The sequence below is a fragment of the Serratia sp. CY55921 genome (genome assembly GCF_052167655.1).
Lineage (GTDB): Bacteria > Pseudomonadota > Gammaproteobacteria > Enterobacterales > Enterobacteriaceae > Serratia > Serratia ureilytica.
In genome coordinates, this window is sequence record NZ_JBJNMU010000001.1 from 2,344,234 (window position 1) to 2,368,073 (window position 23,840).

At 61.9% G+C, this 23,840-nt stretch carries 27 protein-coding genes; 15 read left to right on the forward strand and 12 right to left on the reverse strand.

The annotated features are described in order from the left end of the window. The first annotated feature begins 204 nt into the window (after nt 1-204). The gene (locus ACJ8M3_RS11355; protein ID WP_023447580.1) at nt 205-630 is read left to right on the forward strand and encodes a PAS domain-containing protein; all 426 of its coding nucleotides are present in this window, start codon (nt 205-207) and stop codon (nt 628-630) included. 5 nt (nt 631-635) lie between these two features. Beyond that, on the forward strand, nt 636-2,159 hold the full coding sequence (locus tag ACJ8M3_RS11360; RefSeq protein ID WP_089196747.1) for a flavodoxin domain-containing protein: 1,524 nt from the start codon (nt 636-638) through the stop codon (nt 2,157-2,159). A gap of 13 nt (nt 2,160-2,172) precedes the next feature. Here ACJ8M3_RS11360 and ACJ8M3_RS11365 read toward each other — a convergent pair whose 3' ends face one another. From ACJ8M3_RS11365 to ACJ8M3_RS11375, 3 genes are read right to left on the reverse strand one after another with little or no spacing between them, the layout of a single operon-like run. Further along, on the reverse strand, nt 2,173-3,180 hold the full coding sequence (locus ACJ8M3_RS11365; protein WP_047572259.1) for a FecCD family ABC transporter permease: 1,008 nt from the start codon (nt 3,178-3,180) through the stop codon (nt 2,173-2,175). After that, nucleotides 3,177-4,133, reverse strand: a complete 957-nt coding sequence (locus tag ACJ8M3_RS11370; RefSeq protein ID WP_047572261.1) for an ABC transporter substrate-binding protein — start codon at nt 4,131-4,133, stop codon at nt 3,177-3,179. The genes ACJ8M3_RS11365 and ACJ8M3_RS11370 overlap by 4 nt, the downstream gene beginning before the upstream one ends. Nucleotides 4,134-4,149: 16 nt before the next feature. Beyond that, on the reverse strand, nt 4,150-4,932 hold the full coding sequence (locus tag ACJ8M3_RS11375; RefSeq protein WP_180995579.1) for an ABC transporter ATP-binding protein: 783 nt from the start codon (nt 4,930-4,932) through the stop codon (nt 4,150-4,152). Nucleotides 4,933-5,477: 545 nt separating this feature from the next. Between ACJ8M3_RS11375 and ACJ8M3_RS11380 the strand changes: the two genes are divergently transcribed. Then, nucleotides 5,478-6,329, forward strand: coding sequence for a DMT family transporter (locus ACJ8M3_RS11380; protein WP_442514680.1), 852 nt, complete (start codon nt 5,478-5,480; stop codon nt 6,327-6,329). Between the two features lie 62 nt (nt 6,330-6,391). Here ACJ8M3_RS11380 and ACJ8M3_RS11385 read toward each other — a convergent pair whose 3' ends face one another. Beyond that, nucleotides 6,392-6,982 carry a Yip1 family protein gene (locus tag ACJ8M3_RS11385; protein ID WP_019453944.1) on the reverse strand — a complete coding sequence of 197 codons (591 nt, stop codon included), beginning with the start codon at nt 6,980-6,982 and terminating at the stop codon, nt 6,392-6,394. A gap of 204 nt (nt 6,983-7,186) precedes the next feature. On the opposite strand from ACJ8M3_RS11385, the gene ACJ8M3_RS11390 reads away from it, so the two are divergent. The 6 genes from ACJ8M3_RS11390 (at nt 7,187) to ACJ8M3_RS11415 (ending at nt 10,979) form a co-directional block, all read left to right on the forward strand. Beyond that, entirely contained in the window at nt 7,187-7,654 is a 468-nt protein-coding gene (locus tag ACJ8M3_RS11390) for an acyltransferase (RefSeq protein ID WP_060659805.1), read from the forward strand. After that, entirely contained in the window at nt 7,654-8,196 is a 543-nt protein-coding gene (locus ACJ8M3_RS11395) for a GNAT family N-acetyltransferase (protein WP_033652386.1), read from the forward strand. The genes ACJ8M3_RS11390 and ACJ8M3_RS11395 overlap by 1 nt, the downstream gene beginning before the upstream one ends. Nucleotides 8,197-8,300: 104 nt before the next feature. Next, complete coding sequence (locus ACJ8M3_RS11400; protein WP_033642273.1) at nt 8,301-9,152, forward strand: DUF1460 domain-containing protein; 852 nt, start codon at nt 8,301-8,303, stop codon at nt 9,150-9,152. Between the two features lie 130 nt (nt 9,153-9,282). Further along, complete coding sequence (locus ACJ8M3_RS11405) at nt 9,283-10,095, forward strand: MetQ/NlpA family lipoprotein (RefSeq protein WP_033642272.1); 813 nt, start codon at nt 9,283-9,285, stop codon at nt 10,093-10,095. Between the two features lie 154 nt (nt 10,096-10,249). After that, the gene (locus ACJ8M3_RS11410; RefSeq protein ID WP_089196746.1) at nt 10,250-10,792 is read left to right on the forward strand and encodes a GNAT family N-acetyltransferase; all 543 of its coding nucleotides are present in this window, start codon (nt 10,250-10,252) and stop codon (nt 10,790-10,792) included. 103 nt (nt 10,793-10,895) lie between these two features. Next, entirely contained in the window at nt 10,896-10,979 is an 84-nt protein-coding gene (locus ACJ8M3_RS11415; protein ID WP_016928643.1) for a membrane protein, read from the forward strand. 42 nt (nt 10,980-11,021) lie between these two features. Here ACJ8M3_RS11415 and ACJ8M3_RS11420 read toward each other — a convergent pair whose 3' ends face one another. The 3 genes from ACJ8M3_RS11420 to ACJ8M3_RS11430 form a co-directional block, all read right to left on the reverse strand. Beyond that, nucleotides 11,022-11,942 (reverse strand): DUF808 domain-containing protein, encoded by a 921-nt coding sequence (locus ACJ8M3_RS11420; protein WP_442514681.1) that lies wholly within the window; start codon nt 11,940-11,942, stop codon nt 11,022-11,024. A 120-nt stretch (nt 11,943-12,062) separates the two neighbouring features. Continuing rightward, nucleotides 12,063-13,028: an alpha/beta fold hydrolase gene (locus tag ACJ8M3_RS11425; protein WP_233503939.1), complete on the reverse strand. Its 966-nt coding sequence runs from the start codon at nt 13,026-13,028 to the stop codon at nt 12,063-12,065. Between the two features lie 83 nt (nt 13,029-13,111). Then, nucleotides 13,112-13,516, reverse strand: a complete 405-nt coding sequence (locus ACJ8M3_RS11430; RefSeq protein ID WP_033652382.1) for a VOC family protein — start codon at nt 13,514-13,516, stop codon at nt 13,112-13,114. A gap of 76 nt (nt 13,517-13,592) precedes the next feature. Here ACJ8M3_RS11430 and ACJ8M3_RS11435 point away from each other — a divergent pair, with 76 nt between their 5' ends. Next, complete coding sequence (locus ACJ8M3_RS11435) at nt 13,593-14,048, forward strand: GNAT family N-acetyltransferase (protein ID WP_046686614.1); 456 nt, start codon at nt 13,593-13,595, stop codon at nt 14,046-14,048. 34 nt (nt 14,049-14,082) lie between these two features. Here the strand turns inward: ACJ8M3_RS11435 and pbpG are convergent, their stop codons facing one another. From pbpG to ACJ8M3_RS11450, 3 genes are all read right to left on the reverse strand, one after another. Then, entirely contained in the window at nt 14,083-15,012 is a 930-nt protein-coding gene (gene pbpG, locus ACJ8M3_RS11440; RefSeq protein ID WP_033652380.1) for a D-alanyl-D-alanine endopeptidase, read from the reverse strand. Nucleotides 15,013-15,163: 151 nt separating this feature from the next. After that, nucleotides 15,164-16,267, reverse strand: coding sequence for an adenosylhomocysteinase (locus ACJ8M3_RS11445; protein ID WP_072628133.1), 1,104 nt, complete (start codon nt 16,265-16,267; stop codon nt 15,164-15,166). A 45-nt stretch (nt 16,268-16,312) separates the two neighbouring features. Beyond that, nucleotides 16,313-17,257 (reverse strand): GlxA family transcriptional regulator, encoded by a 945-nt coding sequence (locus tag ACJ8M3_RS11450; RefSeq protein WP_033642266.1) that lies wholly within the window; start codon nt 17,255-17,257, stop codon nt 16,313-16,315. Nucleotides 17,258-17,348: 91 nt separating this feature from the next. On the opposite strand from ACJ8M3_RS11450, the gene ACJ8M3_RS11455 reads away from it, so the two are divergent. Together ACJ8M3_RS11455 and ACJ8M3_RS11460 are read left to right on the forward strand one after the other, a co-directional pair. Then, a complete protein-coding gene (locus tag ACJ8M3_RS11455) occupies nt 17,349-18,026 on the forward strand; it encodes a DJ-1/PfpI family protein (RefSeq protein ID WP_033652379.1) in 678 nt (225 codons plus the stop codon). A gap of 50 nt (nt 18,027-18,076) precedes the next feature. After that, nucleotides 18,077-18,640, forward strand: a complete 564-nt coding sequence (locus ACJ8M3_RS11460; RefSeq protein WP_015377041.1) for a DedA family protein — start codon at nt 18,077-18,079, stop codon at nt 18,638-18,640. A 16-nt stretch (nt 18,641-18,656) separates the two neighbouring features. Here ACJ8M3_RS11460 and ACJ8M3_RS11465 read toward each other — a convergent pair whose 3' ends face one another. Beyond that, nucleotides 18,657-19,550, reverse strand: a complete 894-nt coding sequence (locus ACJ8M3_RS11465) for a LysR family transcriptional regulator (protein WP_033642264.1) — start codon at nt 19,548-19,550, stop codon at nt 18,657-18,659. Between the two features lie 112 nt (nt 19,551-19,662). Here ACJ8M3_RS11465 and ACJ8M3_RS11470 point away from each other — a divergent pair, with 112 nt between their 5' ends. Beyond that, entirely contained in the window at nt 19,663-20,100 is a 438-nt protein-coding gene (locus ACJ8M3_RS11470) for a PACE efflux transporter (protein ID WP_442514682.1), read from the forward strand. Between the two features lie 432 nt (nt 20,101-20,532). Beyond that, complete coding sequence (gene ansP, locus ACJ8M3_RS11475; protein ID WP_033642262.1) at nt 20,533-21,999, forward strand: L-asparagine permease; 1,467 nt, start codon at nt 20,533-20,535, stop codon at nt 21,997-21,999. Between the two features lie 37 nt (nt 22,000-22,036). Here the strand turns inward: ansP and ACJ8M3_RS11480 are convergent, their stop codons facing one another. Next, nucleotides 22,037-22,816, reverse strand: a complete 780-nt coding sequence (locus tag ACJ8M3_RS11480; protein WP_089196745.1) for a HalD/BesD family halogenase — start codon at nt 22,814-22,816, stop codon at nt 22,037-22,039. Between the two features lie 116 nt (nt 22,817-22,932). Here ACJ8M3_RS11480 and ACJ8M3_RS11485 point away from each other — a divergent pair, with 116 nt between their 5' ends. Then, complete coding sequence (locus ACJ8M3_RS11485; protein ID WP_069100572.1) at nt 22,933-23,832, forward strand: LysR substrate-binding domain-containing protein; 900 nt, start codon at nt 22,933-22,935, stop codon at nt 23,830-23,832. Nucleotides 23,833-23,840: the final 8 nt, after the last annotated feature.

The window sequence follows — 23,840 nt, forward strand, 5'->3', positions numbered from 1 at the left end:
GGCCCGCCGCCCACCCGGCGCGGGCCTCACCGCCCCTGCCCGCCTCGTCGAGATCTTTGCGCCCATAAAGATGCATTCTTATTGCAACTTATAAAATTCCCGATTACCATTCATCGCAAATGAGAATTAATTACAAAGCTGTCGTGACGGATACATGACATCCGCCGTGGCATTCACCGCGAACTTAATGAGAAGGAACCTACCATGAGTCAGACCCTCGATTCCGCCCAGCTGTTGGCCGCGCTCGATAAAGTGATGGTGATCTCCACCACCGATCTGCAGGGCACTATCACCTACGTCAACGACCTGTTCTGCCAACTGACCGGCTTTTCCCGGGAAGAGCTGGTGGGCCAGCCCCACAGCATCGTGCGTCACCCTTCCGTACCGAAAGCCGTTTACAAAGCAATGTGGGACACCATCAAGGCGGGCGGCATCTGGACCGGAATCATCCCGAACGTCGGCAAGGGCGGCGTGCTGTACGTGGTCGACACCACGGTGCAACCGCTGTATGACGCCCAAGGCAATATCGAGGCTTATATCAGCATCCGCCGCGTAATTAACGATCTGATGACCGACTTCGAATCGGTGGAATTCGCCAAAGAACAGTTCGACAACCACTACGACAAGTAACCGCTATGGCCGACATCATCGAACGCATCCTGATTGGTTACGGTTCGGAGTCGGGCAACGCCCGGGCGCTGGCGATGCGCCTGGGCGAGCAAAGCAGCCTGCAACCCTACCGCCCCGTCGTTAAAGAACTCAACGCCATCCAGCCCGCCGATGTGGGCAAACGCGACGCCCTGTTGATTGTCTCGAGCTCATTTGGCGACGGCGAACCGCCCGCCAACGCCGAACGTTTCCCCGACGCGCTGGCGCAATGGCCGGATCGCCACCGGTTGCGCTACGCCATCTTCGGTCTCGGCGACACCGCTTACCCGCATTTCTGCGGGTTTACCCAGGCGCTGGATGCGCGCCTGACGCAATACGGCGCCCGTGCCATCATCAATCGCGTTGACGCCGACGTTAACGTCGAACGGTTCTTCACCACCTGGCTAACGACGCTGGATAAGGTGCTGGCCGGCGATGCCCAGGCGGGCCGCGATTTGCATCTGCGCGTGACCGCCTACGGTGAAGACCATGCGTTCAACGCCGCCCTCCTCGAACGGCGGCCGCTTAGCGCACGCACGCCGCAAGCCTGGCATCTGCGGCTGAATATCGCCGGCAGCGGCATCGTTTACCGGGCAGGGGATACCGTCTATCTGTTGCCGGAGAACGACGAAGGATTATTGATCCGGCTGGCAGAGTGGCTCGGCAGGCCGGAGGCCATCGACGCGCTGCGGCGCCGGGAGCTGCGCCAGATCAGCAAAACGACGCTGCGCGAACTGGCGCAGTTGGCCGACAGCGAAGAGCTCAAAAGCCTGCTCAAGATCCGTCAGCGCAAATCCCTGGAGAGTTATCTATACGGCGCCGATCTGCTGGACGTGCTGCACGATTTTTGCCCGCCGCACGCGATCACGCTGGAGAACCTGTTGGCGCTGCTGCCCATTTGCCTGCCGCGCGCCTACTCCATCGCTTCGGCAACGCGGGAAGAGAGCCTCGATCTGTGCGTGCGCGACGTACATTATGAACGCGGCGGCCGCACCCGGCGCGGCACGGCGACCGGCTGGCTGCTCAAGCACCCCGGTCCTTTCCGCCTCTTCTGCCGCGCCAACCCCGGCTTTTACCTGCCGCGCGACACCGCCTTGCCGGTGCTGCTTATCGGTACCGGTACCGGCATCGCACCGTTGATTGGCTTACTGCGCGAAATGGCCGCCCAGGGCGAACGGCGTGAAACCGTCCTGATCTTCGGTGAGAAAAGGCGCGATGAAGACTTCCTGTATGGCGAGGAGTTGGTCACGCTGAACGCGACGGGCGTACTCACACGGCTCATCACGGCATTCTCGCGCGACGCCGCCGACAAGTATTACGTGCAACACGCCATCGACGATCACGCCGATGCCGTCAGCGGCCTGCTGCAACGGGGCGCGCATGTCTACCTGTGCGGCAATCGCCAGTATCTGGAACATGCCGTGGCGACGGCGCTGGAGCACGCCTGCGGGACGGAAAACCTGTGGCAGACGCTGATTGAGCAGCAGCGGCTGCACCTGGAGCTCTATTGAGACAGGGCGGCGTTCACCGCTCCGCGCGCAGCAGCAAGGAGACGATGAACGCGCCCCCCAGCCCCGCCGTAATGATGCCGATGGGCAGCTCCTGATTGGGGATCAGGCTGCGGCTGAGCATGTCGCCGCCGGTCAGCAGCATCGCCCCCAGCAGGCCGCACATCGGCACGGACAAGCGGTGGCGCACACCTACCAGGCGCCGGGCCAGATAAGGCACCATCAGCCCGACAAAACCGATCACGCCCGTCAGCGAAACGAGAAACGCTGTAGACAATGCGCAGCACAAAAAGGTCTCGGTGCGCAGGCGCGCCACGTTGACTCCCATCGAATGGGCGGTTTGCTCACCCGCCAGCAGCGCGTCCAGCGCCCGCCAACGCAGCGCCGTAAACCCGGCCAGCAGCGCGAAACTCACCAGCGGAATGAACAAATTATCCCAACGCGCCAACCCCAAGCCGCCCAGCGACCAGAACAACACTGAACCGGCCGCCCGCTGATCGCCGGAAAAAACCAGATAGCTGGTGAGCGCGCTGAACAAAAATGAGACCGCCAGGCCGCAGACGATAAGCTGCTCGGCGCGCCTGACCCGGCTGACGCGAAACAGGATCATCACCGCCAACGCGGACAGAATGCCGCCGACGAAAGCGGACAGCGGCAACGTCAGCGCGCCCAGCGCATCGCCGAATCGCGTGATGACCAGCACCGCGCCGGCGGCGGCGCCGGAGGAGAGCCCAAACAAAAAAGGATCGGCCAGCTCATTGCGGGTGGTGGTCTGCAGCAGCGCGCCGGTCATCGCCAGCCCGGCGCCGGTCAACGCCGCCAACAAGGCCCGAGGCACGCGCAGTTGCACGACGATAGTGTCCAGCATGCCGGAAAGCGGCGCCGAATCTATCCCTAACGCCGCCAACGCCTGCCGCCATGACAGCGCGACGCTGCCCAATTGCAGGCTCCAGACCATTAATCCGCACAACGTCAACAGCGCCAGCGGCGCGAGCAGCATAAACCGCCGTGTCGGCGAGTTCATTCAGCCTCCGGCGCGTACAGCGCCCGCGCCAGCTTTTCCACCGCGCCGATGTTGGCTGGCCCCGGCGTCAGCTCCGCATACTGCAGTTTCAGATAACGATGGTGCCGTACCGCAGGCGTCAACTTCATCAACGGATGAGACTCGAGGAAACGCCGCAGCGCCTCGGCGCCTGACCCGGTCTGATAATCCAGCAGAATGATGAAGTCGGGTTCCGCCGCCGCCACCGCCTCCCAAGATGCCGTCGTCCAGCTCGCCGCCAAACCGTCCATCACGTTGCGGCCGCCCGCCGCTTCGACAATCGCCGTCGGCATGGCGTATTTACCGCTGGTAAAAGGCTTCTCTTCTCCCGAGTCATACACGAACACCTTGAGCGGCGCCTGCCCCGCCGGTCTGGCGGGCAGCGCGGCTAACCGGCGGCGCCAGCCCTCAACCAGCTCGGCGGCCTCTCGCTGCTTGCCGAAAATCTTGCCGAGCTTCAGCTCATCGTCATACAGCAGGTTCATATCGGCCTTCTGCGGCCGACCGCCGGCCTGTACGCAGCTCTCGCTCAGCACCAGCGTTTTGATGCCGAACGGCGCGAGCGTCTCCGGCGTGACGTCGCCGCCGATCTTCATGCCGTAATTCCAGCCGGCGAAGAAAAAGTCCGGCTGCGCCGCCAGCAACGTTTCCAGAGCGGGATACTTCGGCGCCAGTTCGGGAATGGCGCCCATCGCCGCCTTGAAATCAGGCGTCAATTTGTACCAGCCGGTGATGCCGGTCAGCCCGACGATCCGATCCTGCAGATGAAGCGCAAAGGCCATCTCGGCCATATTGATGTCGTTGATGACGGCGCGCTGCGGCGCCTGATTGAAGGTGATCGGCTTCCCGCAGCTTTCTACGGTGACGGGAAATTTTTCAGCCGCTGCCGCTCCGCCGGCCAACAGCAGGAGCAAGGGGAATACGCGTATGTTCATGTTTCTCTCTGGTTTATCAAGCGCAATGGGGAACTTCAAAAATACGCAGCGTTTTCCCGCTGACGGGATGCGCCACGCTGAAACTGTGCATGCCGAACACCGGCAGAATTACCGGGGTTTGCAACACCGCCGCGGGCGAGCCGCAGGCCACCTGGCGGCTTTCGTTGAGCACCAGGATCCGATCGGCGAACGCCTCCGCCACGGGCAGGTCATGCAGCACCGCAATCACGGCGATGGCTTTATGTTTTACTAACGACAGCAGCGCCGAACGCCCGGGAGGATCGAGGTGATTGGTCGGCTCATCCAACAACAACAGGTCGGGAGTCTGCGCCAACGCCCGGGCCAACGCAGCGCGCTGACGCTGGCCGCCCGAGAGCCGCCCCAACGGATGGTGCCTGAGCGGCGCCAGGCCGGTTTCCCCGATGATCTCGTCAACGATGCGTTTTCCCGCCGCGGGCCGTTCGCCATGCGGCAAACGCCCTAACGCCACATAGTCCTCCAGCGACAGCCGCAAATCCGGCAGATCGTTTTGCGCCAGAAAGGCGATGCTTCTGGCGCGTTCCGCCGCCGACAAGCCGGACAAAGCGCGCCCTCGCCAGTAAATCTCGCCGCTGTCCGGCCGCGTTTCGCCGATCAGCGTGCGCAACAGGCTGGATTTGCCGCTGCCGTTAGGGCCGATCACCGCCAGCTTCTCACCGGCGCGCAGCGTGAAATGGATGTTGTAGAGTATCGAGGCCCCGCCGTGGCCGGTCAGGCTAACCCCATCAACATGGAGGATGTCGTGAGCTGAATTCATCATGCGTTAATTGTTATATTATAACATATCAATATTTTTATCACGAATGCGCGCCCTCTGCAAAAACGAATCGTAAAGTCTCTCGCCGCACGCATGACGGGAAACGGCGGCGGGGAGCCTACCCCCTTGCGCCTCGCGCTGGCGTTAAAACTGCGTTTTTGCAGCAACATAGCACACCTTCAATTTAATGATAATGATTTTCATTATCGTTTAAGCCTCTGTGATTTTCGGTTGCGCGCCCCGCTGAACTTGGCTATGTTTGAAGCGATTGGTTTCATTCACGGTTTTCAGGAACTCACATGACCTACCTGGCGCACAGCACAGATCCGACAAACGCGACCGTTCCGGCCGTCGTTTTGCTGTGTGCTTCCTCCGCTCCACCCGCCGTTTTCTCTGTCGTTTCCGCGGTTGCCGCTTACCCGCCACGCCTTGTGGTCGTGCGCTAAGCCACACCGACTTTTACCTCCGGCTTATGTTGATTTATTGCGTTCAGGCGTAGACCGCCGCGCGCGCCGGAGCCTGTAATTTTCACGACAGGTGAAATTGATATGCGATTACCTTCTCTCTGGGCCAATGCCGGCCTGGCTACGCTGTTCGTCCTGCTTTGGAGCAGCGGCGCGATCTTCTCCCGTTGGGGGTTGGAGCACGCCTCCGCCTTCGCTTTTCTGTTCTTCCGCTGCGCCATCGCGCTGGCGGTGCTGTTGGCCATCGGCCTGTGGCAGCGCCAGTGCCTGCCCGCCGCCGGCACCCGTCGGCGCGTCGCGTTGATCGGCGTGCTGATGATCGGCAGCTATCAGATCTGCTATCTGCTGGCCCTCGAACGGGGCATTACCCCCGGCGTGCTGGCCACGCTGCTTGGCGTACAGCCGATCCTGACCCAGTTCATTACCGAACGGCGCTGCGCCGGGCTGCGCGAGCTCGGGTTGGCGCTGGCGTTGGCGGGGCTGACGCTGGTGGTGTACCAAAGCCTGATGGTGGCCCATTTCTCGCTGAGCGGCATGCTGTTCGCCTTTATCGCCTTGGGCTGCATGACCGCCGGCACTCTGCTGCAAAAGGGCATGACGCAGCCGCCGCTGGCGGTGTTGCCGCTGCAGTATGCCGTCGGGCTGTTGATGTGTGCGTTGGCGCTGCCGTTTGAGCCGCTGCGGGTCGAATGGCGGCCTGAGTTCGTGCTGCCGCTGCTGTGGATGGCGGTGGTGATCTCGGTGCTGGCGACGTTCTTGCTGTATCGGCTGATCCAGCGCGGCAACCTGGTGCAGGTGACCAGCCTGTTCTACCTGATCCCGGCGGTCACCGCTCTGCTGGATTATCTGCTGCTCGGCCACGCGCTGGCCGCGCTGAGCCTGCTGGGCATGGCGGGCATCGTGCTCGGCGTGATGCTGGTTTTCCGCCGCGCATAGCCTAAAAACAAAAGCCCCCGCGCCGTTCCACCGGCGCGGGGGCGATAACAACAACCGTTAACTCAGAACAACCAGGAACCGTACCCCCACAGCAGCACCGTCACCCCAAGCAGCAGCTCGAGCAACAGAATGCCGATGGCGAAGGTCGAGCTGGAGAAGATGAACCCTTCCTTACTGTCGATATTCAGGAAGTGCGGGATCCCCAGATTCAGCAGATAGCCCGAATAGCACAGGCCGATAATGCCGACAAACAGACACAGCCAGACGACCGGATAAAGCGCCACTACCCCGCTGAGGAACATCGGGGTCGCCACGTAGCCGGCGAACACCATGCAGCGGTGCAGGCTTGGGCGCGATTCATAACGCCGCGCCATCCAGTGAATGACTTTCCCCATGGCCGCTACGCCTGCCAGCATCAGCAGGTAGAACGCCACGGCGGTATAAAACGCGGTAAACATGTCGAGCCTGATGGCATGTCCCTCGCCGGAGAGCCAGCCCAACTGGGTGGTGCCGATAAAGGCGCAGACCACCGGGATTGCTGCCAAGAGCAACACGTGATGGGTGTATAGGTGCGAGACGCTTTCATTCTCGCTTTTGATCTGTTCGAACTCGGCGCTGGGATGCGCCAGAAGTCCCCAAACATGACTGACCATGAGACACCTCCTATCTCGCCGTAGGCCGCGATCGGCGAACGAATTTCACACCTCTGACGGACAGCTACCCGTGCGAGGATTGCGGCCACGGGGCTCTCTCCCCTGTACTAATTATAGTCTTTTGGCGAAAAAACGTGCGGAAAGCGAAAGGCGCGGCGCTTTGTCTTATACTCCCCCCATTAAACCCAGGCTGTGAGGAAGGTTATGTCATCCGCTATCATCACCCGCCAGGCGGGGATCGTCGACGTCGACGCCGGGCGCAATGTCACCGTGGTAGAACCCTGCAATCTTTACGGCTGCCGGCTCGGCGACGATGTCTTCGTCGGCCCGTTCGTCGAGATCCAGCGCCACGTCAGCATCGGCGCGCGCAGTAAAATTCAGTCGCACAGCTTTATCTGCGAATACGTTACCCTCGGCGAAGCGTGCTTTGTCGGCCACGGCGTCACCTTCGCCAACGATCTGTTCCGGGACGGCGCGCCCAACGCCGATCCGGCCAGCTGGGGGCGCACCTGCATCGGCGATCGGGTGTCCATCGGTTCCGGCGCCACGATCCTGGCGGTGACGATCTGCAGCGACACGGTGATCGGCGCCGGGGCGGTCGTGACCCGCGACATCACCCGCAAGGGGATCTATGCCGGCAACCCGGCGCGTCTGCTGCGGGAGCTGCCGTAATGAACCCGGCCATCCGCATCGCGGCCATTGAGACGTTGCCCGACGATTATCTGGCCCGCGGCGATTTCAGCTTCACCATCGCCTGTTACGCCCTGCCGCAGTTCGACAGCCCGGTGGACAGCTGGCCAACCCGCCCGGTGGCGCCGTTTCGCAAACGCTATCCCCTGGCGCCGTTCGCCAACGAAGACAGCGTGACCTTCCTGGCTTATCGCCAGAACGATGCCGTTGGCCACATCACGCTGAGCAAAAACTGGAACGGCTACACCCTGATCGACGAGATCGCCGTCAGCGCTGACGCGCGCCGCCAAGGCATCGCCGGGGCGCTGCTGGACTGCGCCAAACAGTGGGCGCGGCAGCAGGAAACCTCAGGTATGATGCTCGAAACGCAGAACAACAACCTGGCGGCCTGCCGCTGCTACCAGCACTATGGGTTTATCCTCGGCGGCATCGATCGCTTGCTGTACCGCGCCGAACCGGAGATCGCCGATCACGAAATCGCGCTGTTCTGGTATTTGCCGTTCAATAGCGAAATCGGTTACTGATTTATCGATTGCCATTGAGGTTATGTTTACTTTTTAACCCCTACCATCGGATGAGAACTGTTATCACTTACTCTGATAAACCAGCGACACCCATGGAGGGCCGTATGAACAAGAACAAGGCTGTTTTACTGATGTTAGCTATCGCCATGAGCGGATGCGCCGATCGCCCCACCGCCGTCACCCCCGCAACGCCGCCGACCGACGCCGCCGTTTCGCCGCCGAACCTGCAACCGCAGATGGATGACAGCACCCGCAGCAAGCTGCGTGAGATCCTCGCACTGCGCGCCGGTTGGCCCGCCGCGCAGCCGCATGGCCGCACCGTCGATTTGATTTCGCGTGAATTCCTCGGCACGCCCTATCTCGCCAACCGCCTGATCGGTTCGCAGAGCACGCCCGAGCAGTTGGTGATCGACTTCCGCGGGCTGGATTGCTTCACCTACATCGATTATGTCGAAGCGCTCAGCACCGCCCGCAGCGAAGCCGAGTTCGTTCAGCGCCTGGTGGACATCCGCTATGTCGACGGCAAAATCGCCTTCCCGCAGCGCAAACACTTCTTCACCGACTGGGCGCAGCGGCCGAAAAAAGTGGCCGAAGACATCACCGCCCAGCTCAGCCCACACGCCGTCAGCCTCGTGAAAAACCTCAATCAGAAAGCCGACGGCGGCAGCTACCTGCCCGGCTTGCCCGTCGTGCAGCGCAGCGTGACCTACATTCCCAGCGACCGCGTCGACGACAAGGTGCTGGCTCAGCTGCGCACCGGCGACTACATCGGCATTTACACCAACCTCGCCGGGCTGGACGTGACCCATACCGGCATCTTCGTCATGACCGACAACGGCCCGGTGCTGCGCAACGCCTCATCGCGCAAGGCCAACATGCAGGTCGTCGATTCACCCTTTATGGATTACGTGATGGCCACGCCGGGCATCGTGGTGCTGCGTTCGCTCAGCCGATAATCCCCCATCGCATAACGGCTATAAGCTATAGCCGTTTATGCTGAACGAGCGTTTGACTTCATCGGCGGTTCAGGCTTAGCTGTAAGAACAAAAACCAACTGATTTTATTGTTCTTTTCAGGGAGAGTTCGATGACCTTACGCTGGCGTATCACCCCTCTGGCGGCGGCCTTCGCCGCCGTCTTGGCGCTTCAGGGCTGCGATCAAAAAACCGACCAAAACCATATCAAAGTCGGCGTCATCAACGGCGCGGAACAGGACGTGGCGGAAGTCGCCAGGCAGGTGGCGAAAGAGAAATACGGGCTGGACGTCGAGCTGGTCGGTTTCAGCGGTTCGCTGCTGCCGAACGACGCCACCGACAAAGGCGAACTGGACGCCAATGTGTTCCAGCACCGCCCGTTCCTCGAACAGCAAAACAAAGATCACGGCTATAAGCTGGTGGCGGTCGGCAATACCTTCGTCTTCCCGATGGCCGGCTACTCCAAAAAGATAAAATCGCTGAAAGAGCTGCCGGACGGGGCGGTGATCGCCATTCCGCTCGATCCGACCAACCTGGGACGCGCCCTGCTGCTGCTGGAAAAAACCGGGCTGATTAGCCTGAAGCCTGGCAAAGGGTTGCTGCCTACCGCGCTGGATATCAGCGCCAACCCACATCATTACCAGATCATGGAGCTGGAAGGCGCGCAGTTGCCGCATGTGCTGGACGATCCGAAGGTCACCGTCGCCGTCATCAGCACCACCTACATCAACCAAACCGGCCTGTCGCCGACCAAAGACGGCATCTTCATCGAAGATAAAGACTCGCCGTACACCAACATCATCGTCACGCGCGAAGACAACAAGGACGCGCCGAACGTGCAGAACTTCATCAAGGCCTATGAGTCGGACGAAGTCGCCAAGGCCGCCGAGAAAATCTTCAACGGCGGCGCGGTGAAAGGCTGGTAATACCAGGCGCAGCGCCACAGGGGCTCTCCCCAAAGAGCCCCTTCCCGCTCATCATCGCCTTTTCTTATCCCACCATAAGAAAACCCGATTTATCCCGGCGGCAAGCGGCGCGCATAATGGCGTTTATCCGCTGATTTTCAAGGTAAACAGACACGTGACAACGCTCTCCGCCCCCGCACTCAGCCTTCTTGACGCCACACCGGACGATATGGCCGCCGTGCTGCGTATTTACACCCAGCACGTGCTGTACGGCGCGGCCTCATTTGAAGAGCAGCCGCCGACGCTGGCGGAAATGCAGCTGCGCCTGAGCAAGGTGCGGGAGGCCGGCCTGCCCTGGCTGGTGGCGAAAAGCGCAGGCGTCATTGTGGGTTACTGTTATGCCACGCCTTATCGCCCCCGGCCGGCTTACCGCTTTACCGTGGAAGACTCGGTGTACATCGCCGAAGGGCAACAGGGTAAAGGCATCGGCAGCGCGCTTCTGAGCGCCTTGATCGTCCGCTGCGAACAAGGCCCCTGGCGCCAGATGCTGGCGATCGTCGGCGATTCCGCCGCCAACCGCAGCTCATTGGCCTTGCATCAGTCACTCGGCTTCACCAGTGCAGGGACGTTAAAAGCGGTGGGGTTCAAGCTGGGGGAATGGCGCGACACGCAGATTATGCAGCGCGCGCTGGGCGCGGGCGACAAGCGCCGCCCGTGAAGGCATGACGACGCACGATAGAGAGATAGCGTCTATAGTGAAGAATGATTTCATTAAGTTAGCGCCAATCGCGCCCCACCTTTAACCGGTAAGGAAGAAGCCAATGAAAATTATTCTGTGGATTGTCGCCATCATCTTCATCGTGGGTTTGTTGACGATTACCGGCGTTCTCAAACTGATCTTTTAATTCGTCTGATACGTCCCGCCCCTCCCGGGGCGAGACTTTTCATCAAGCCTTGAAACGCGCGCGCACGGCGCCCAGCGCCGACACCACCGCCAGCACGACACCGCCGGCCACCAGCCCGAACGCCACGTTCAACAGCGCCGGGATCACCCCCTGCAAAAGATGGCCAAACGTCGGCACCACAGTGGTGTACGAGGCCCAGTCTTCGAACAGATGATGCACCGGCGGCAAACCGTGGGTCAGAATACCGCCACCGACCATAAACATGGCGACAGTGCCGACGATCGACAGCGTTTTCATCAAATAAGGCGCGGCGCGCACGATGCCGCCGCCGAGGGAGCGCGCCACCGCGCTGCGTTTGCGGCTCAGATACAGCCCCAGATCGTCCAGGCGGACGATGCCGGCGACAATGCCGTACACACCGAGCGTCATCACGACGGCGATGCCGCACAAGACGATCACCTGCTGGCTGAAGGTGGCGCCGGCGACCGTGCCCAAGGTGATGGCGATAATCTCGGCGGACAGCACAAAATCGGTGCGTATCGCCCCCTTCACCTTGCGTTTTTCATAGGCCGCGGCGTCCTCATTGGCGCCGGGCTCGTCCGATGCCTCCTCCTGCGCCGCCTTGCCGGGGCTCAGGCTGTGGAACACCTTTTCGAACCCTTCGTAACACAGGTAGGCGCCGCCCACCATCAGCAGCGGCGTAATCGCCCAGGGCGCGAAGGCGCTGATCAGCAGCGCCAACGGCACCAGGATCGCCTTGTTGATCAGCGAGCCTTTGGCGACGCTCCACACCACCGGCAGCTCGCGGTCGGCTTTAACGCCGGTGACCTGCTGCGCGTTGAGCGCCAGATCGTCCCCCAGCACCCCGGCGGTTTTTTTCGCCGCCATCTTGCTCATTAAAGAGACATCGTCCAGCAATGAGGCGATGTCGTCGATGAGAGTGAGTAAGCTACTTCCTGCCAAAATGATTCATCCTTTTACATTCACATTTATTATTTGTTTAGCATAGCGGTTAAGTGCCATGCAGGGATATAGGATGAGAGAGGAAAACGCCAGGCCAGCAATGGCCGCCCCGCGCCGACGTTAAACCCCCTCGCCCGCCGGCCCCTCATCGGATCCGGTAGCGGCCGCACGCGAGATATGTTGAAGGACAAGGGGATGGGCATCAAATACGCACGATAAATGCGTGCTGCCTTCAAGCAAACCAAAGGCGGTTTGGGCGTTGCCATGCTGTTCGACGAAGCGCTGCATCGCTTGCGCATTGAACAACTCATCCTGCGCTGCCGCCAGCAGCAAGGTCGGTAATCGCAGCGCCGCCAGTTGCCTGGCCGGGGCGCGAGGCGTCAACGCGTTAGCCATATTGACGCTGTATTGGCAGACAAAATCGGGGGCGGCGGCCAGCACAGCCGGGGGAAAATTCAGGCTGACCGCCCGAACGTGCCCAAACCAGCGCCCGCCGCTGAGCGCATTGGCGACAAACGGCCATTGACGCACCTGCGCAAAACGGGCCGTCGCCGCCAGATCGCGGGCCATCCCGGAAAATGGCCCCAGCTCGGGCGCCAGCATGATCAGGCTATCCGCACGCTGTTCGCCTGGGTAACGGGTCAGGTAGTTGAGCAACATCCCGGCGCCGCTGGAATGGCCCAGCAGGTGCCTGCGCGCCAACGGAAACCGGCGGCGCATTTCCGCCAGGATGACATCGACATCGCGCCAAATACGCTCAGGCCGCTCAACCGTCCCCCGCTTTCCCGTGGAATCGCCATGTCCGCGGATATCCACCAGGCACACCGCGAGCGTTGGCTCGGCCGCCAACTGGCGCGCCAGGACGTCATACCCGGCGGCGCTGTTAACCCCGCCGCCGTGATAAACCACGATCGCGTCTTCACTCTCGGCTGCGTGCCGATACAGACGATAGCTCAACCCCTCGACGCAACCGGACGACATGTCCACATGCCCGCCCGGCCACTCGCCGTAAGACTTCGCTTGCTCAACATAGCGGTCAAAATCAATCAAAGCGCACCTTTCCATGATGTTGTCGGTATTGCCCACGGCAGAGAGCCCTGCCGCCATGGCGATAAGCATATGAAACAACAGTAGGCGCTACCATCCCTTTTGCACGCCGCGCGCTGAGCTCAGGGCAGATCGCCCGCCGGCACATTGAGCTGCCAGGAAAGGCCGAAACGATCGTTGAGCCAGCCGAAACGGGCGCTGAAGCCGTAGTCATCGAGCGGCATCAGCACCTTGCCGCCCTCCGCCAGCCGGTGGAACGCCCGCTCCAACGCTTCTTCGTTAGGCAGGTTGATGAACAGCGACACCGCCGGGGTAAAGCTGAAGTCATGGCTGATCGGGCTATCGGTAAACACCAGGTTCTGCCGATCAAAATCGATGGACGCATGCTTGATCAACCGCCGGCCGTCCGGCGTCGGATCGTAATGCTGCACCTGCATGAGCCGAAAACGCTCGAACACCTGGCTGTAGAGATCGATCGCCCGCTGCGCCTCTCCCTGGAACATGACAAAGGTCGAAACCTGACTCATAACATCCCCTCCGGCAAACGTTGTGGTATTAATGGAGGATAGCGGATTACCGTTGAAGCGGCGGAAAGGAGCAACCATGAGCATCATTCATCGCCTGGCGCAGCCGGACGATCTCAACGGCCTGTTAGCCTTGTATCGCGAGCTGCGCCCGCAGGACGCGCCGCTGCGCGCCGACGATGCGCGCCGTACCCTGCAACGCCTGTTGGACGATCCGGCGATCCGTCTGGTGGTGGCGGCGAAAGAAGAACACCCGATCGCCACCTGCATGCTGGCACTGATCCCGGGGCTGGCGCATCAGGCACAACCGTTCGGCGTCATCGAACACGTGGTGACGGCGGAGCCCTACCGCGGCCACGGCGTGGCGCTCGCCATGATCGAATACGCGCTGCAGCTGGCCTGGCGCAAAGGCTGTTACAAGGTGATGCTGTTGTCGGGGCAGCAACGCACCGGCGCGCACCAGCTCTACCTGAAAGCGGGCTTCGACGGCGATCGCGAGCGGGGATTTGTCATCAGACGGCCCGAGGGCCGATAGCGGCCCGCCGCAAACGGGCGGACCGCCAGGCGGGTTATTCGCTGTCGTTCTTCGCCAGACGGGCGTCTTTTTGGCGGCGATAGTCACGCGCGGCGGCCGGGATCGGCGTCACCTTGCCGGTTTCAATCCAGCTGCGCAGACGGTTGGCGTCGGCGAAGTGGGTGTATTTGCCGAAGGCGTCCAGCACCACCAGCGACACCGAGCGGTTGCCGATCACGGTGCGCATCGCCAGGCAGTGCCCCGCCTGGTTGGTGAAGCCGGTCTTGGTCAGCTGAATGTTCCATTTCGGGTTGTACACCAGGTGGTTGGTGTTGCGGAACGGCAGCGTGTAGTTGGGATCCTTGAAGCTGGCCATGCGTTCGGTCGTGGTGCTGAGCTGGCCGATCAACGGATATTGCTTGGTGGCGATCAGCAGTTTGGTCAAATCGCGCGCCGTCGACACGTTATGAATAGAGAGCCCGGTCGGTTCCACATAATGGGTATTGGTCATGCCGAGCGCCCTGGCCTTGGCGTTCATCGCTTTGATGAAGGCGTTGTAGCCGCCCGGATAGTGGTGCGCCAGGCTGGCGGCCGCGCGGTTTTCCGACGACATCAGCGCGAGCAGCAGCATATCCTTGCGGCTGATTTCGCTGTTCAGCCGCACCCGCGAATACACCCCTTTCATCTCCGGCGTCTGGTGGATGTCCACCGACAGCATCTCGTCGAGCGGCAGGTGCGCGTCCAGCGTGACCATAGCGGTCATCAGCTTGGTGATCGAGGCGATCGGCACCACCTCATCCGGGTTGCGCGCGTACATCACCTTATGGGTTTGCATATCGACGACCATCGCGCTGCCGGAAGCCAGCTCCGGCTGGGCGGCGTGCAGGGCGGCGGCGTTATCGCTGGCCAGCGCGCGCGGCGCAAAGCCCGCGCCCGTCTGTAAAGCGAGCAGAGTCAGAACCAAAACACGTATTTTCACAGGCATTACTCTGAAATGGGGGCTTGAACTCAGCGAATTATATGTGAGGGTTCAGCGCTTGGCACTGGGATTGTATGGCGGATTTGTGACAAATTCTGTCGGCCGAAAATCGGTACAGCCCGCGGGCGCTCTGGGATGAACGCCCGCGGGGAAAAAGTTACAGTGCCGGCTGCCACGCCGACTGCGGCAACAGGTACAGCCCCGGCGTTTGCCGCGCTCCCGCGCCGACGATATGGCCGATGCCGGCCGCCATCACCGCCAGCGTGACGTCGAAAGCGTTAAGGCTGTCGCCATAGCCGGCGGTCAGGTTGAACATCGAGCCATTGGCCAGCAAATAGACCGTCTTTTCATTCAGTTGGTAAGCATTCACATAAGGCATCGGCTCGTGGTGCGGCAGGCTCTTGAGGAAGCCGACATCGATCTCTTCGGCCACGTGGCCGACGTTGAGAATAAATACGCCGTCCTGCGCCTGTTGCAGATGCTGCGCCGAAAGCACGTTTTTCGCGCCGGTCGCGGTGGCGATAACGTCCGCCTGCGCGACCGCGCTCGCCAGATCCACCACCTGCCAGCCGTCATAACGCGCCTGCAGCGCACGCGCCGGATCGATTTCCGCCACCATCACCTGGCCGCCGTAGGCTCTGGCCGCCGCCGCCGTGCCCTGCCCGACCAGGCCGTAACCGATCACCAGCACGCGCTTCTCGTGCAGCGTCAAATGGGTGGTCTGGAAGAAGGTATGCCAGGCGGTCAGCCCAACCATGTGCCGGTTATGCAACCCTTCTTTCACCGGCAGATCGTCCCAATTGAAGATCGGGTAGCGCGGCGCCACGCCGTTCAACCGGCTGATGCCTGATCCGGTGGCCTCCAGCCCGGCGACGATCTGCGGGCCGTTCGGCGATTGGTGCAGACGGGTGGTCAGATCCGCTCCCATTTCGCACAGGTGAGTCGGCCGCCAGGCCAGCGCGCGATCGAAAGATTCCGACCATTCGCCGGCGCTCATATCGCGCCAGGCGTAAGCCTGCGCGCCCCGCCGTTCCAGCCAGGCCACCACGTCGTTCTGTACCGTGGTGGGATTGCAGGTGGTCAGAAAGATCGCCGCGCCCTTGTCCAGCAGGCCGGCCACCAGCGGCGCCATTTTCAGATCTAGGTGCATATTGCACGCCAACCGCACCCCGTGCAGGTCCGGCAACGCCGCCACCGCCGCCCGGGTGCGCGGCATATGACGCATCGCCCAGCTCAATTCGCTCTCAAAATCCTGATACATCCGTTGCTCCTCTGATGCGCCCCGCCGCCAGGCGTGGCAAAAAAGTTATCCCGCGCGGCCAAGCCGGCGGATCGCCTGCGGAGACAGGCCAAATACGCGGATAAACGCCCGCCTCATACGCTCCGGATCGCTGAACCCCACCGAGCGGGCGATCGCCTCCAGCGGTTCGGCGCTCTCTTCAATACGCCCTCTGGCCGCCTCTACCCGCAGCTGCTCGATCACCTTGGCCGGCGTCTGCCCGGTTTCGGCGCGGAACAGCCGGCCGAATTGCCGCTCGCTCAGGCAGGCGGCGTCGGCCAGATCCGCCACCGACAGCGGCAGATGCAAATGCTCGCGCGCGTACGACAGCGCGGTGCGCATGCGATCCGACGACGGATTCAGCGCCAGCAGCAGCGAGTACTGAGACTGCCCGCCGGGGCGGCGGTGATAGACCACCAGCTGCCGCGCCACGGCCGCCGCCAGGGTGGCGCCCAGATCGTCTTCGATCAGCGCCAACGCCAGATCGATGCCGGCGCTGATGCCGGCCGAGGTCCAGATATCCCCGTCGCGAATGAAGATGCGGTTGCTGTCGACGCGAATGCGCGGGTAGTTCTGCTGCAGCCGCGCCGCGTGATACCAGTGAGTGGTGGCGCGCTTGCCGTCCAGCAGCCCGCAGGCCGCCAGAATAAACGCGCCGGTACATACGCTGGCGATGCGCCGCGCTCGTCGGCTTTGGTTGGCCAGGAACGCCGCCAGCGCCGGTGATTGCGCCGCCATCACGTTGCCGCTGCCGCCGGCCACCACCAACGTATCGAAACGCTCGTCGCCGCACGGCTGCGTGGCGATTTCCACCCCGGCCGAGCTGGCGACCATGCCGCCCTGCGGCGAGATCGCCACACAGCGGTAGGCCGGCGGGTCGGTGAACTGGCTGACGTTATCGAACGCCGCCAGCGGCCCGGCAAAGTCCAGCAGGTTAAAACCGGGAAAAACCACAAAACCGATCGTTTTCATGATGGCGCTTTTTGAGGGTTATCTGTCATATCAGCCAAAAACAGGGCGGCTATTATGACCCAGGTCCAACGATAAAAATGAGGCGAATATCATGTCTGAATCACTCGTGATTGTATTTCCCATCTATCAAGGCGTCACCCAGCTCGACTTCACGGGCCCCTTGCAGTTCCTGCGCCGCATGCCGGGCGCGGAAATCATCGTCGCCTCGGTAGACGGCGCGGATGTCGAGTCGGAAGGCTTGCACTTCACCCAGCTGCGCCCGCTGCCGGAGATCGCGCGCTGCGACGTGCTGTGCGTACCGGGCGGCAGCGGCTGCACCCAGGCGCTGCAAGATGAGGCCTTTATGCAGCAGATCCGTCGGCTGGGCGCCGATGCCCGCTACCTGACCTCGGTGTGCACTGGTTCGCTGATCCTGGCCGCCGCCGGTCTGCTGCAAGGCAAACGCGCCGCCTGTCACTGGTCGATGCGCGACAGCCTGAAGCTGTTCGGCGCCGTGCCGAGCTCAGCGCGCGTGGAGCGCGACGGCAATGTGATCAGCGGCGGCGGCGTCACCGCCGGCATCGATTTCGCACTGGCGCTGATCGCCGAACTGCACGGCGAAGAGACCGCCCAAATGATCCAGCTCTATCTGGAATACGCCCCGGCGCCGCCGTTCGAGGGCGGCACGCCGGAACTGGCCCCGCCGCACATTTACGCCAGGGTACAGGCGCAGATGGCGGAGAGCCTGCAGCGGCGCAGAGCGTTGGTGGCCCAGATCGCCCAAGGTTAGCAATCGGGCGTATACTTGCCCTTATGCGTCAGCCACATAAGGAGTAAGGAATGACCGATTTAGCCCACTATATTACGGACTACGGTTACTGGGCGTTGTTTATCGGCTGCCTGGCGGAAGGGGAAACCATCACGCTGCTGGGCGGCATCGCCGCTCATGAAGGGCTGTTGCACTGGCCGTGGGTGATCGCAGTGGTGGCGCTGGGCGGCATGATGGGAGACCAGCTGCTGTACTTCGCCGGCCGCCGGTTTGAAGGCCGCGTCATCTCGCGGCTCAAGGGACAGGAAAAGCGCATCGCGCGCGCCAGAAGGCTGATCGCCCGCCACCCGATGCTGTTCGTTATCGGGGTGCGTTTCATGTACGGTTTCCGCATCATCGGCCCGGTGTTGATCGGCGCCAGCCGCCTGCCGCCGTCGCGCTTCGTGCCGTTGAACATCCTCGGCGCCATTTTATGGGCGACGATCTTCGTCATGCTCGGTTATTTTGGCGGCCAGGCGATCGAACGCTTCGTTACCGGCTTCGACAAAAAGCTCTCCAGCCTGCTGTTTGTCGCGCTGGCGATCGCCGCCATCCTGCTGGTGCGTTTCTGGTGGCGTAAACGCCACCCGGAGTAAGCAAACGCAGCGGGCGTCAGCTTTCCTGCGGCGCCTCGCGCATCAACGCGACCAGTTCGCGCGCCGCTTTGTCCAACGGGCGATTCTTAAGCCAGATCAAATGCATCGGCAAGCGCAGCTCGTTCTTGGTGTTTTTGAACTTCAGCCGCACCAACCGCCCCTGCGCCAGCAGCGGCTCGGCCAACGACAGCGGAAAATTGCCCCACCCCAGACCCGCTTCCACCATGTTCAGCGCCATCGGCAGGCTGTCGGTGCGCCAGTAAGCCTCCGCCACCTGGGGACGCAGATCGCCGATCGGCAGATCGCGGCTGGCCACCATGATCTGCCGCACGTTGACCAGATCCTCGAGAAACAGCTCGCCCGCCGCGCCGTCCAGCGCCGGGTGCTGCGGCGACAGCATCGCCACCAGCGATTCCGCGCCCACGAAGTGGAACTGTTCCGCGCTGTTGACGTTCAGCCCGCCGAACGCCAGACAAACGCCGATGCGCCCCTCGTGCAGCATGTGCAACACGTCGTCCTGCGGCGCGCTGAGCACTTCGATGTTCAGCAGCGGATAACGTTGCGACAGCGTTTTCACCGCCGCCAGCAGGCCGGCGCCGTTGATATCCGACGCCACGCCGATCGAAAGCCGGCTCTCCAGCCCCTGGGACAGTTCGATGGCATGCACCTGCAGCTGCTTGAGCTGCCCGGCGATCAGGCGGGCGTGCGGCGCCAGGGCCAACGCCAGCGCGGTCGGCGTCGGTTCACGGTGAGAACGGTCGAACAAGGCGAAACCGAGTTCCGCCTCCATGTTGGCGATGGCCATGCTGACGGCGGAGGGCACGCGCCGCAGCGCGCGGGCGGCGGCGGAAAACGAGCCGCGATCGAGCACCGCCAAAAACAGTTCGATGTTGTCGCTGGAAAAATTCATTGTTCAACCTGTCAGATTAACTGACAACTCCTGACTTTTTCTATCAATGTGATTGACGTTATCTTAGCCGCCGTCGCCACAGAGGCAACTAAAAACAGATCGGGAGAAAACGATGCAAGGCGTCAAACGCAAACTGGTGTATGTCACCGCTTATGAAATCATCGGCATGGCGATCTCGGCGCTGGGGCTGGCGCTGCTGTCGGGCCATGCGCCAAGCAGCACCGGGCCGCTGGCAGTGGTGATCACCACCATCGCGGTAAGCTGGAACTTTATTTACAACTATGTATTCGAGTGGTGGGAAAGCCGCCAGGTGTCGCGCGCCCGCACGCTCAAACGCCGCATTTTGCACGCCGTCGGCTTTCAGTTGACGCTGGTAGTGTATCTGATCCCGCTGATCGCCAGGTGGATGGGCATCACGCTGTGGCAGGCGCTGCTGCTGGATATGGCGTTGATCGTCATCATTCCTTGTTATACCTTCGTGTTCAATTGGGCATTCGACAAGCTGTTCGGCCTGCCCGCATCGGCTCTGCCGGCCAGCGAATCGGCCTAAGACTCGTTACGCGCCCACCGACCCGCTGCTGATGCCATTTTCTGCGCGGGTCGCCATTTCCTTTCCCCTTATTTCTCACCGCGAAATATAAGAACAACACCCTGTAATTTGCACGGTAATTATTATTTTGTGATTTTAATCACTTTTTATTCCTCGATATTTCCGTCTTGATAAAACATCACATCTTTTTGAATAATATATCCTTTTATATTTGGATTAAAAAATAAACACACTTGTTCACGTTTTATGCGCAGTATTTTTTGCCACCATTACGGAGAAAAGGTAGCATGCTTCGCCGTTATTTTAATGATGGCTGTATACACAATAAACAGCGGAATGATGCCACGACCTCATTCTCATGACGATTGGTCATAGCAATCGTTTGCTCTCGGTAAGAGCAGGGTTAACATAGACAGGTAAACAGGACGGATAATGCACTCACAAAAACAGTCTGCGGATGAAAAACACGCCGCCAGAAGACGCTGGCTAGACTCTCATGAATCCGGTTATCACAAAAGCATGGGCAACCGGCAAATCCAAATGATCGCCATCGGCGGCTCCATCGGCACCGGCTTGTTCCTCGGTACCGGCGGCCGTCTCGAACTGGCCGGGCCGGCGCTGGCGCTGGTCTATCTGGTGTGCGGGATCTTCTCTTTCTTCATCCTGCGCGCGCTGGGCGAACTGGTGCTGCATCGCCCTTCCAGCGGCAGCTTCGTTTCTTACGCTCGCGAGTTCCTCGGTGAAAAAGCCTCTTACGTTGCCGGTTGGATGTATTTCCTCAACTGGGCGATGACCGGCATCGTCGACATCACCGCCGTGGCGCTGTACATGCACTATTGGGGCACCTTCGCCGACGTGCCGCAGTGGCTGTTCGCCCTCGGCGCGCTCGGCATCGTCGCCACCATGAACATGATCGGCGTGAAGTGGTTCGCCGAGATGGAGTTCTGGTTCGCGCTGATCAAGGTCGCCGCCATCGCGCTGTTCCTGATTGTCGGCGTCGTCTTCCTCGGTACCGGCACGCCGGTGGCCGGCCACACCACCGGCATGCACCTGATCACCGAAAACGGCGGCATGTTCCCGCACGGCCTGCTGCCTGCGCTGGTGTTGGTGCAAGGGGTGATCTTCGCCTTCGCCGGCATCGAGCTTATCGGCACCGCCGCCGGCGAGTGTAAAGATCCGGCCAAAATGATGCCCAAAGCGATCAATAGCGTGATCTGGCGTATCGGTCTGTTCTACGTCGGCTCCGTGGTGCTGCTGGTGCTGCTGCTGCCGTGGAACGCCTATCAGGCCGGCCAAAGCCCGTTCGTCACCTTCTTCAGCAAGCTGGGCGTGCCTTACATCGGCACCATCATGAACATCGTGGTGTTGACCGCCGCGCTGTCCAGCCTCAACTCCGGCCTCTACTCCACCGGCCGCATCCTGCGTTCGCTGGCGATGGGCGGCTCCGCGCCGAAGCTGATGGCCAAAATGAGCAGCCAGCAGGTGCCTTACGCCGGCATCCTGGTCACCTGCGGCATCTACGTGATCGGCGTGGTGCTCAACTACCTGGTGCCGTCGCAGGTGTTCGAGATCGTGCTGAACATCGCCTCGCTGGGCATCATCGCCTCCTGGGCGTTTATCATCGTTTGCCAGATGCGCCTGCGCAAAGCCGTGCGCGAAGGCCGCGCTCAGCCGGTGTCGTTCAGAATGCCGGGCGCGCCGTTCACTTCGTGGCTGACGCTGGCGTTCCTGCTGATCGTGGTGGTAATGATGGCCTTCGACTACCCGAACGGCACCTGGACCATCGCCACCATTCCGGTGTTGGCGGTGCTGCTGACGCTGGGCTGGTTCGGCCTGCGCAAACGCGCGCAGGAAGTGAAGCTGGAACAGCAGGCTCACGAAGAGCAGAACCCGCACTGAATCGACAAACCGCCCTCCGGGGCGGTTTTTTTATCCGCTATAACCGCCCGTAGAACGTCATTCTGGCGCTTTCCGACAGCATCACGTCCGGCTGCGCATTGTAGGCCAGCACCACCAGCATGCGCATGGTGTCGCCTTCGGTCGGCGTCACCCGGTGCATGGCGTTGCGCCCGCGAAACAGCACCAAATCCCCCTCCTCCATCGCCAGCTGTTTGACCGCCCGCTCGCCGTCCAGCACCTGCGTGACCCCGGCATAGTTCATCTCGCCGCGATCGGCGTCGCGCAGGTTCTCCACGTATTCGAAGCGCCCACCCGCCTGCGGTTTCTGGATCAGGAGCGTGATGGCGAACGAGGAGTTGTCAAAATGCCAGCCAAGCTCCTGGCCGGTGTGGGCGTAATGCAGGTTGATCGACGACAGCCGATCGGCGTAGGGATACAGCTGCGCCTCGTCAAGCACCGCACAGAGGAACGCGCGAAACGCCGGAGCGTCGTACAACGCGCGTAGCGGCGACTGCGGCGGAATATCCTCGTCGGTAATGCAGCCCTTGGACGACACCACCAGCCGGTTGCGCGCATGGTCGGCCGGCAGCGCGTCGTCCTGTGGCCGTAGATACACGTTGTGTTTGCTGGTGGCGTAAAACGCCGCATGGTGCTGTTCGGCGCCTTCCAGCCGCACCGTCGCCAGCGCGGCTTCGCGCAGAAATCCCGGCAGCACCAGCGCGCCGGCGCGCGCCAGCGTTTGCCGGCAGCGGACGCGGAACGCGGCGTCGTCGATGGGGTGGGCGGACAGATCGATAATATCGGCAAGTTGCGGCATGACGTTCCCCTCGTGTGCGAAAGCCGGATGCCTCTCACTGTAGCGAATGGCGCATTGCCGCCATAACAAAAATACGTTATGGATAAGCTAACCAATTCTTAGCGATAGCCCTGCCCATGCACTCACCGTCCCGCGCGCGCTTGCCCAAGCTGAGCGCCATTCTGGCGTTCGAAACCGCCGCCCGCACCGGCAGCCTGGCCCGCGCGGCGGATACGCTGGCGCTGACCGCCGCCGCCGTCAGCCAGCAGATCCGCCAGCTGGAGCAACATCTGGGGATCACGCTGTTCATCCGCGCCAAAAGCGGCGTCACGCTGACCGAACAGGGCGCGGACTACCTGGCCTACGTGCAGGAGGCGTTCGAAACGCTGCGCGTGGCGCAGCAGCACGTCGAGCGCCAGCGCGGCAAACAGGCGCTGACGGTATTCGCCCTGCCGGCGTTGGCCTCCAAGTGGCTGAACCCGGCGCTGGGCGACTGGCTGGCGCAGTGCCCCGACGGCGATCTGCGGCTGCACGCGACCCATGCGGCGGTCGATTTCGCCCATTCGGCGGCGGACTTCGCCCTGTGCTTCGGCGATCAGGACTATCCGCTGCTGGAAAAGGTGCGGCTGTTTCAGGATCGGGTGCAGCCGGTGTGCAGCCCGGCGCTGCGCGATCGCGGCGACTGGACGCAGCTACCGCTGATCCACGTCGACTGGGGCAAGGAGAGCCAGTTTCTGCCGGGCTGGCACGAGTGGTTCACCGCCGCCGATCGAATGCCGCCGGCGCGGCGCGGGCTGACCTATAACCTGACTTCGCTGGCTATCGACGCCGCCGTGCAAGGGCGCGGGGTGCTGCTCGGCCAGCGGCGGCTGATCGCCCGTGAACTGGCGGAAGGCCGGCTGGTCACCCTGGCCGAACCGGCGCTGCCGCTCAGCAAACCCTACTACGTGGTTTACCCGCCGCGCACGCTGGAAAAACCCGGCGCCGCAGCGTTTTTGGGCTGGCTGCAAGCACTCGCCCTCGCCGCCAGCACCTAAAATCCGCA

Excerpts from the sequence above, each read along its gene's own strand:
- ACJ8M3_RS11355 (WP_023447580.1), top strand. The coding sequence starts at position 205 with ATGAGTCAGACCCTCGATTCCGCCCAGCTGTTGGCCGCGCTCGATAAA.
- ACJ8M3_RS11360 (WP_089196747.1), top strand. The coding sequence starts at position 636 with ATGGCCGACATCATCGAACGCATCCTGATTGGTTACGGTTCGGAGTCG.
- ACJ8M3_RS11365 (WP_047572259.1), bottom strand. The coding sequence starts at position 3,180 with ATGAACTCGCCGACACGGCGGTTTATGCTGCTCGCGCCGCTGGCGCTG.
- ACJ8M3_RS11370 (WP_047572261.1), bottom strand. The coding sequence starts at position 4,133 with ATGAACATACGCGTATTCCCCTTGCTCCTGCTGTTGGCCGGCGGAGCG.
- ACJ8M3_RS11375 (WP_180995579.1), bottom strand. The coding sequence starts at position 4,932 with ATGATGAATTCAGCTCACGACATCCTCCATGTTGATGGGGTTAGCCTG.
- ACJ8M3_RS11380 (WP_442514680.1), top strand. The coding sequence starts at position 5,478 with ATGCGATTACCTTCTCTCTGGGCCAATGCCGGCCTGGCTACGCTGTTC.
- ACJ8M3_RS11385 (WP_019453944.1), bottom strand. The coding sequence starts at position 6,982 with ATGGTCAGTCATGTTTGGGGACTTCTGGCGCATCCCAGCGCCGAGTTC.
- ACJ8M3_RS11390 (WP_060659805.1), top strand. The coding sequence starts at position 7,187 with ATGTCATCCGCTATCATCACCCGCCAGGCGGGGATCGTCGACGTCGAC.
- ACJ8M3_RS11395 (WP_033652386.1), top strand. The coding sequence starts at position 7,654 with ATGAACCCGGCCATCCGCATCGCGGCCATTGAGACGTTGCCCGACGAT.
- ACJ8M3_RS11400 (WP_033642273.1), top strand. The coding sequence starts at position 8,301 with ATGAACAAGAACAAGGCTGTTTTACTGATGTTAGCTATCGCCATGAGC.
- ACJ8M3_RS11405 (WP_033642272.1), top strand. The coding sequence starts at position 9,283 with ATGACCTTACGCTGGCGTATCACCCCTCTGGCGGCGGCCTTCGCCGCC.
- ACJ8M3_RS11415 (WP_016928643.1), top strand. The coding sequence starts at position 10,896 with ATGAAAATTATTCTGTGGATTGTCGCCATCATCTTCATCGTGGGTTTG.
- ACJ8M3_RS11430 (WP_033652382.1), bottom strand. The coding sequence starts at position 13,516 with ATGAGTCAGGTTTCGACCTTTGTCATGTTCCAGGGAGAGGCGCAGCGG.
- ACJ8M3_RS11435 (WP_046686614.1), top strand. The coding sequence starts at position 13,593 with ATGAGCATCATTCATCGCCTGGCGCAGCCGGACGATCTCAACGGCCTG.
- pbpG (WP_033652380.1), bottom strand. The coding sequence starts at position 15,012 with ATGCCTGTGAAAATACGTGTTTTGGTTCTGACTCTGCTCGCTTTACAG.
- ACJ8M3_RS11445 (WP_072628133.1), bottom strand. The coding sequence starts at position 16,267 with ATGTATCAGGATTTTGAGAGCGAATTGAGCTGGGCGATGCGTCATATG.
- ACJ8M3_RS11450 (WP_033642266.1), bottom strand. The coding sequence starts at position 17,257 with ATGAAAACGATCGGTTTTGTGGTTTTTCCCGGTTTTAACCTGCTGGAC.
- ACJ8M3_RS11455 (WP_033652379.1), top strand. The coding sequence starts at position 17,349 with ATGTCTGAATCACTCGTGATTGTATTTCCCATCTATCAAGGCGTCACC.
- ACJ8M3_RS11460 (WP_015377041.1), top strand. The coding sequence starts at position 18,077 with ATGACCGATTTAGCCCACTATATTACGGACTACGGTTACTGGGCGTTG.
- ACJ8M3_RS11465 (WP_033642264.1), bottom strand. The coding sequence starts at position 19,550 with ATGAATTTTTCCAGCGACAACATCGAACTGTTTTTGGCGGTGCTCGAT.
- ACJ8M3_RS11470 (WP_442514682.1), top strand. The coding sequence starts at position 19,663 with ATGCAAGGCGTCAAACGCAAACTGGTGTATGTCACCGCTTATGAAATC.
- ansP (WP_033642262.1), top strand. The coding sequence starts at position 20,533 with ATGCACTCACAAAAACAGTCTGCGGATGAAAAACACGCCGCCAGAAGA.
- ACJ8M3_RS11480 (WP_089196745.1), bottom strand. The coding sequence starts at position 22,816 with ATGCCGCAACTTGCCGATATTATCGATCTGTCCGCCCACCCCATCGAC.
- ACJ8M3_RS11485 (WP_069100572.1), top strand. The coding sequence starts at position 22,933 with ATGCACTCACCGTCCCGCGCGCGCTTGCCCAAGCTGAGCGCCATTCTG.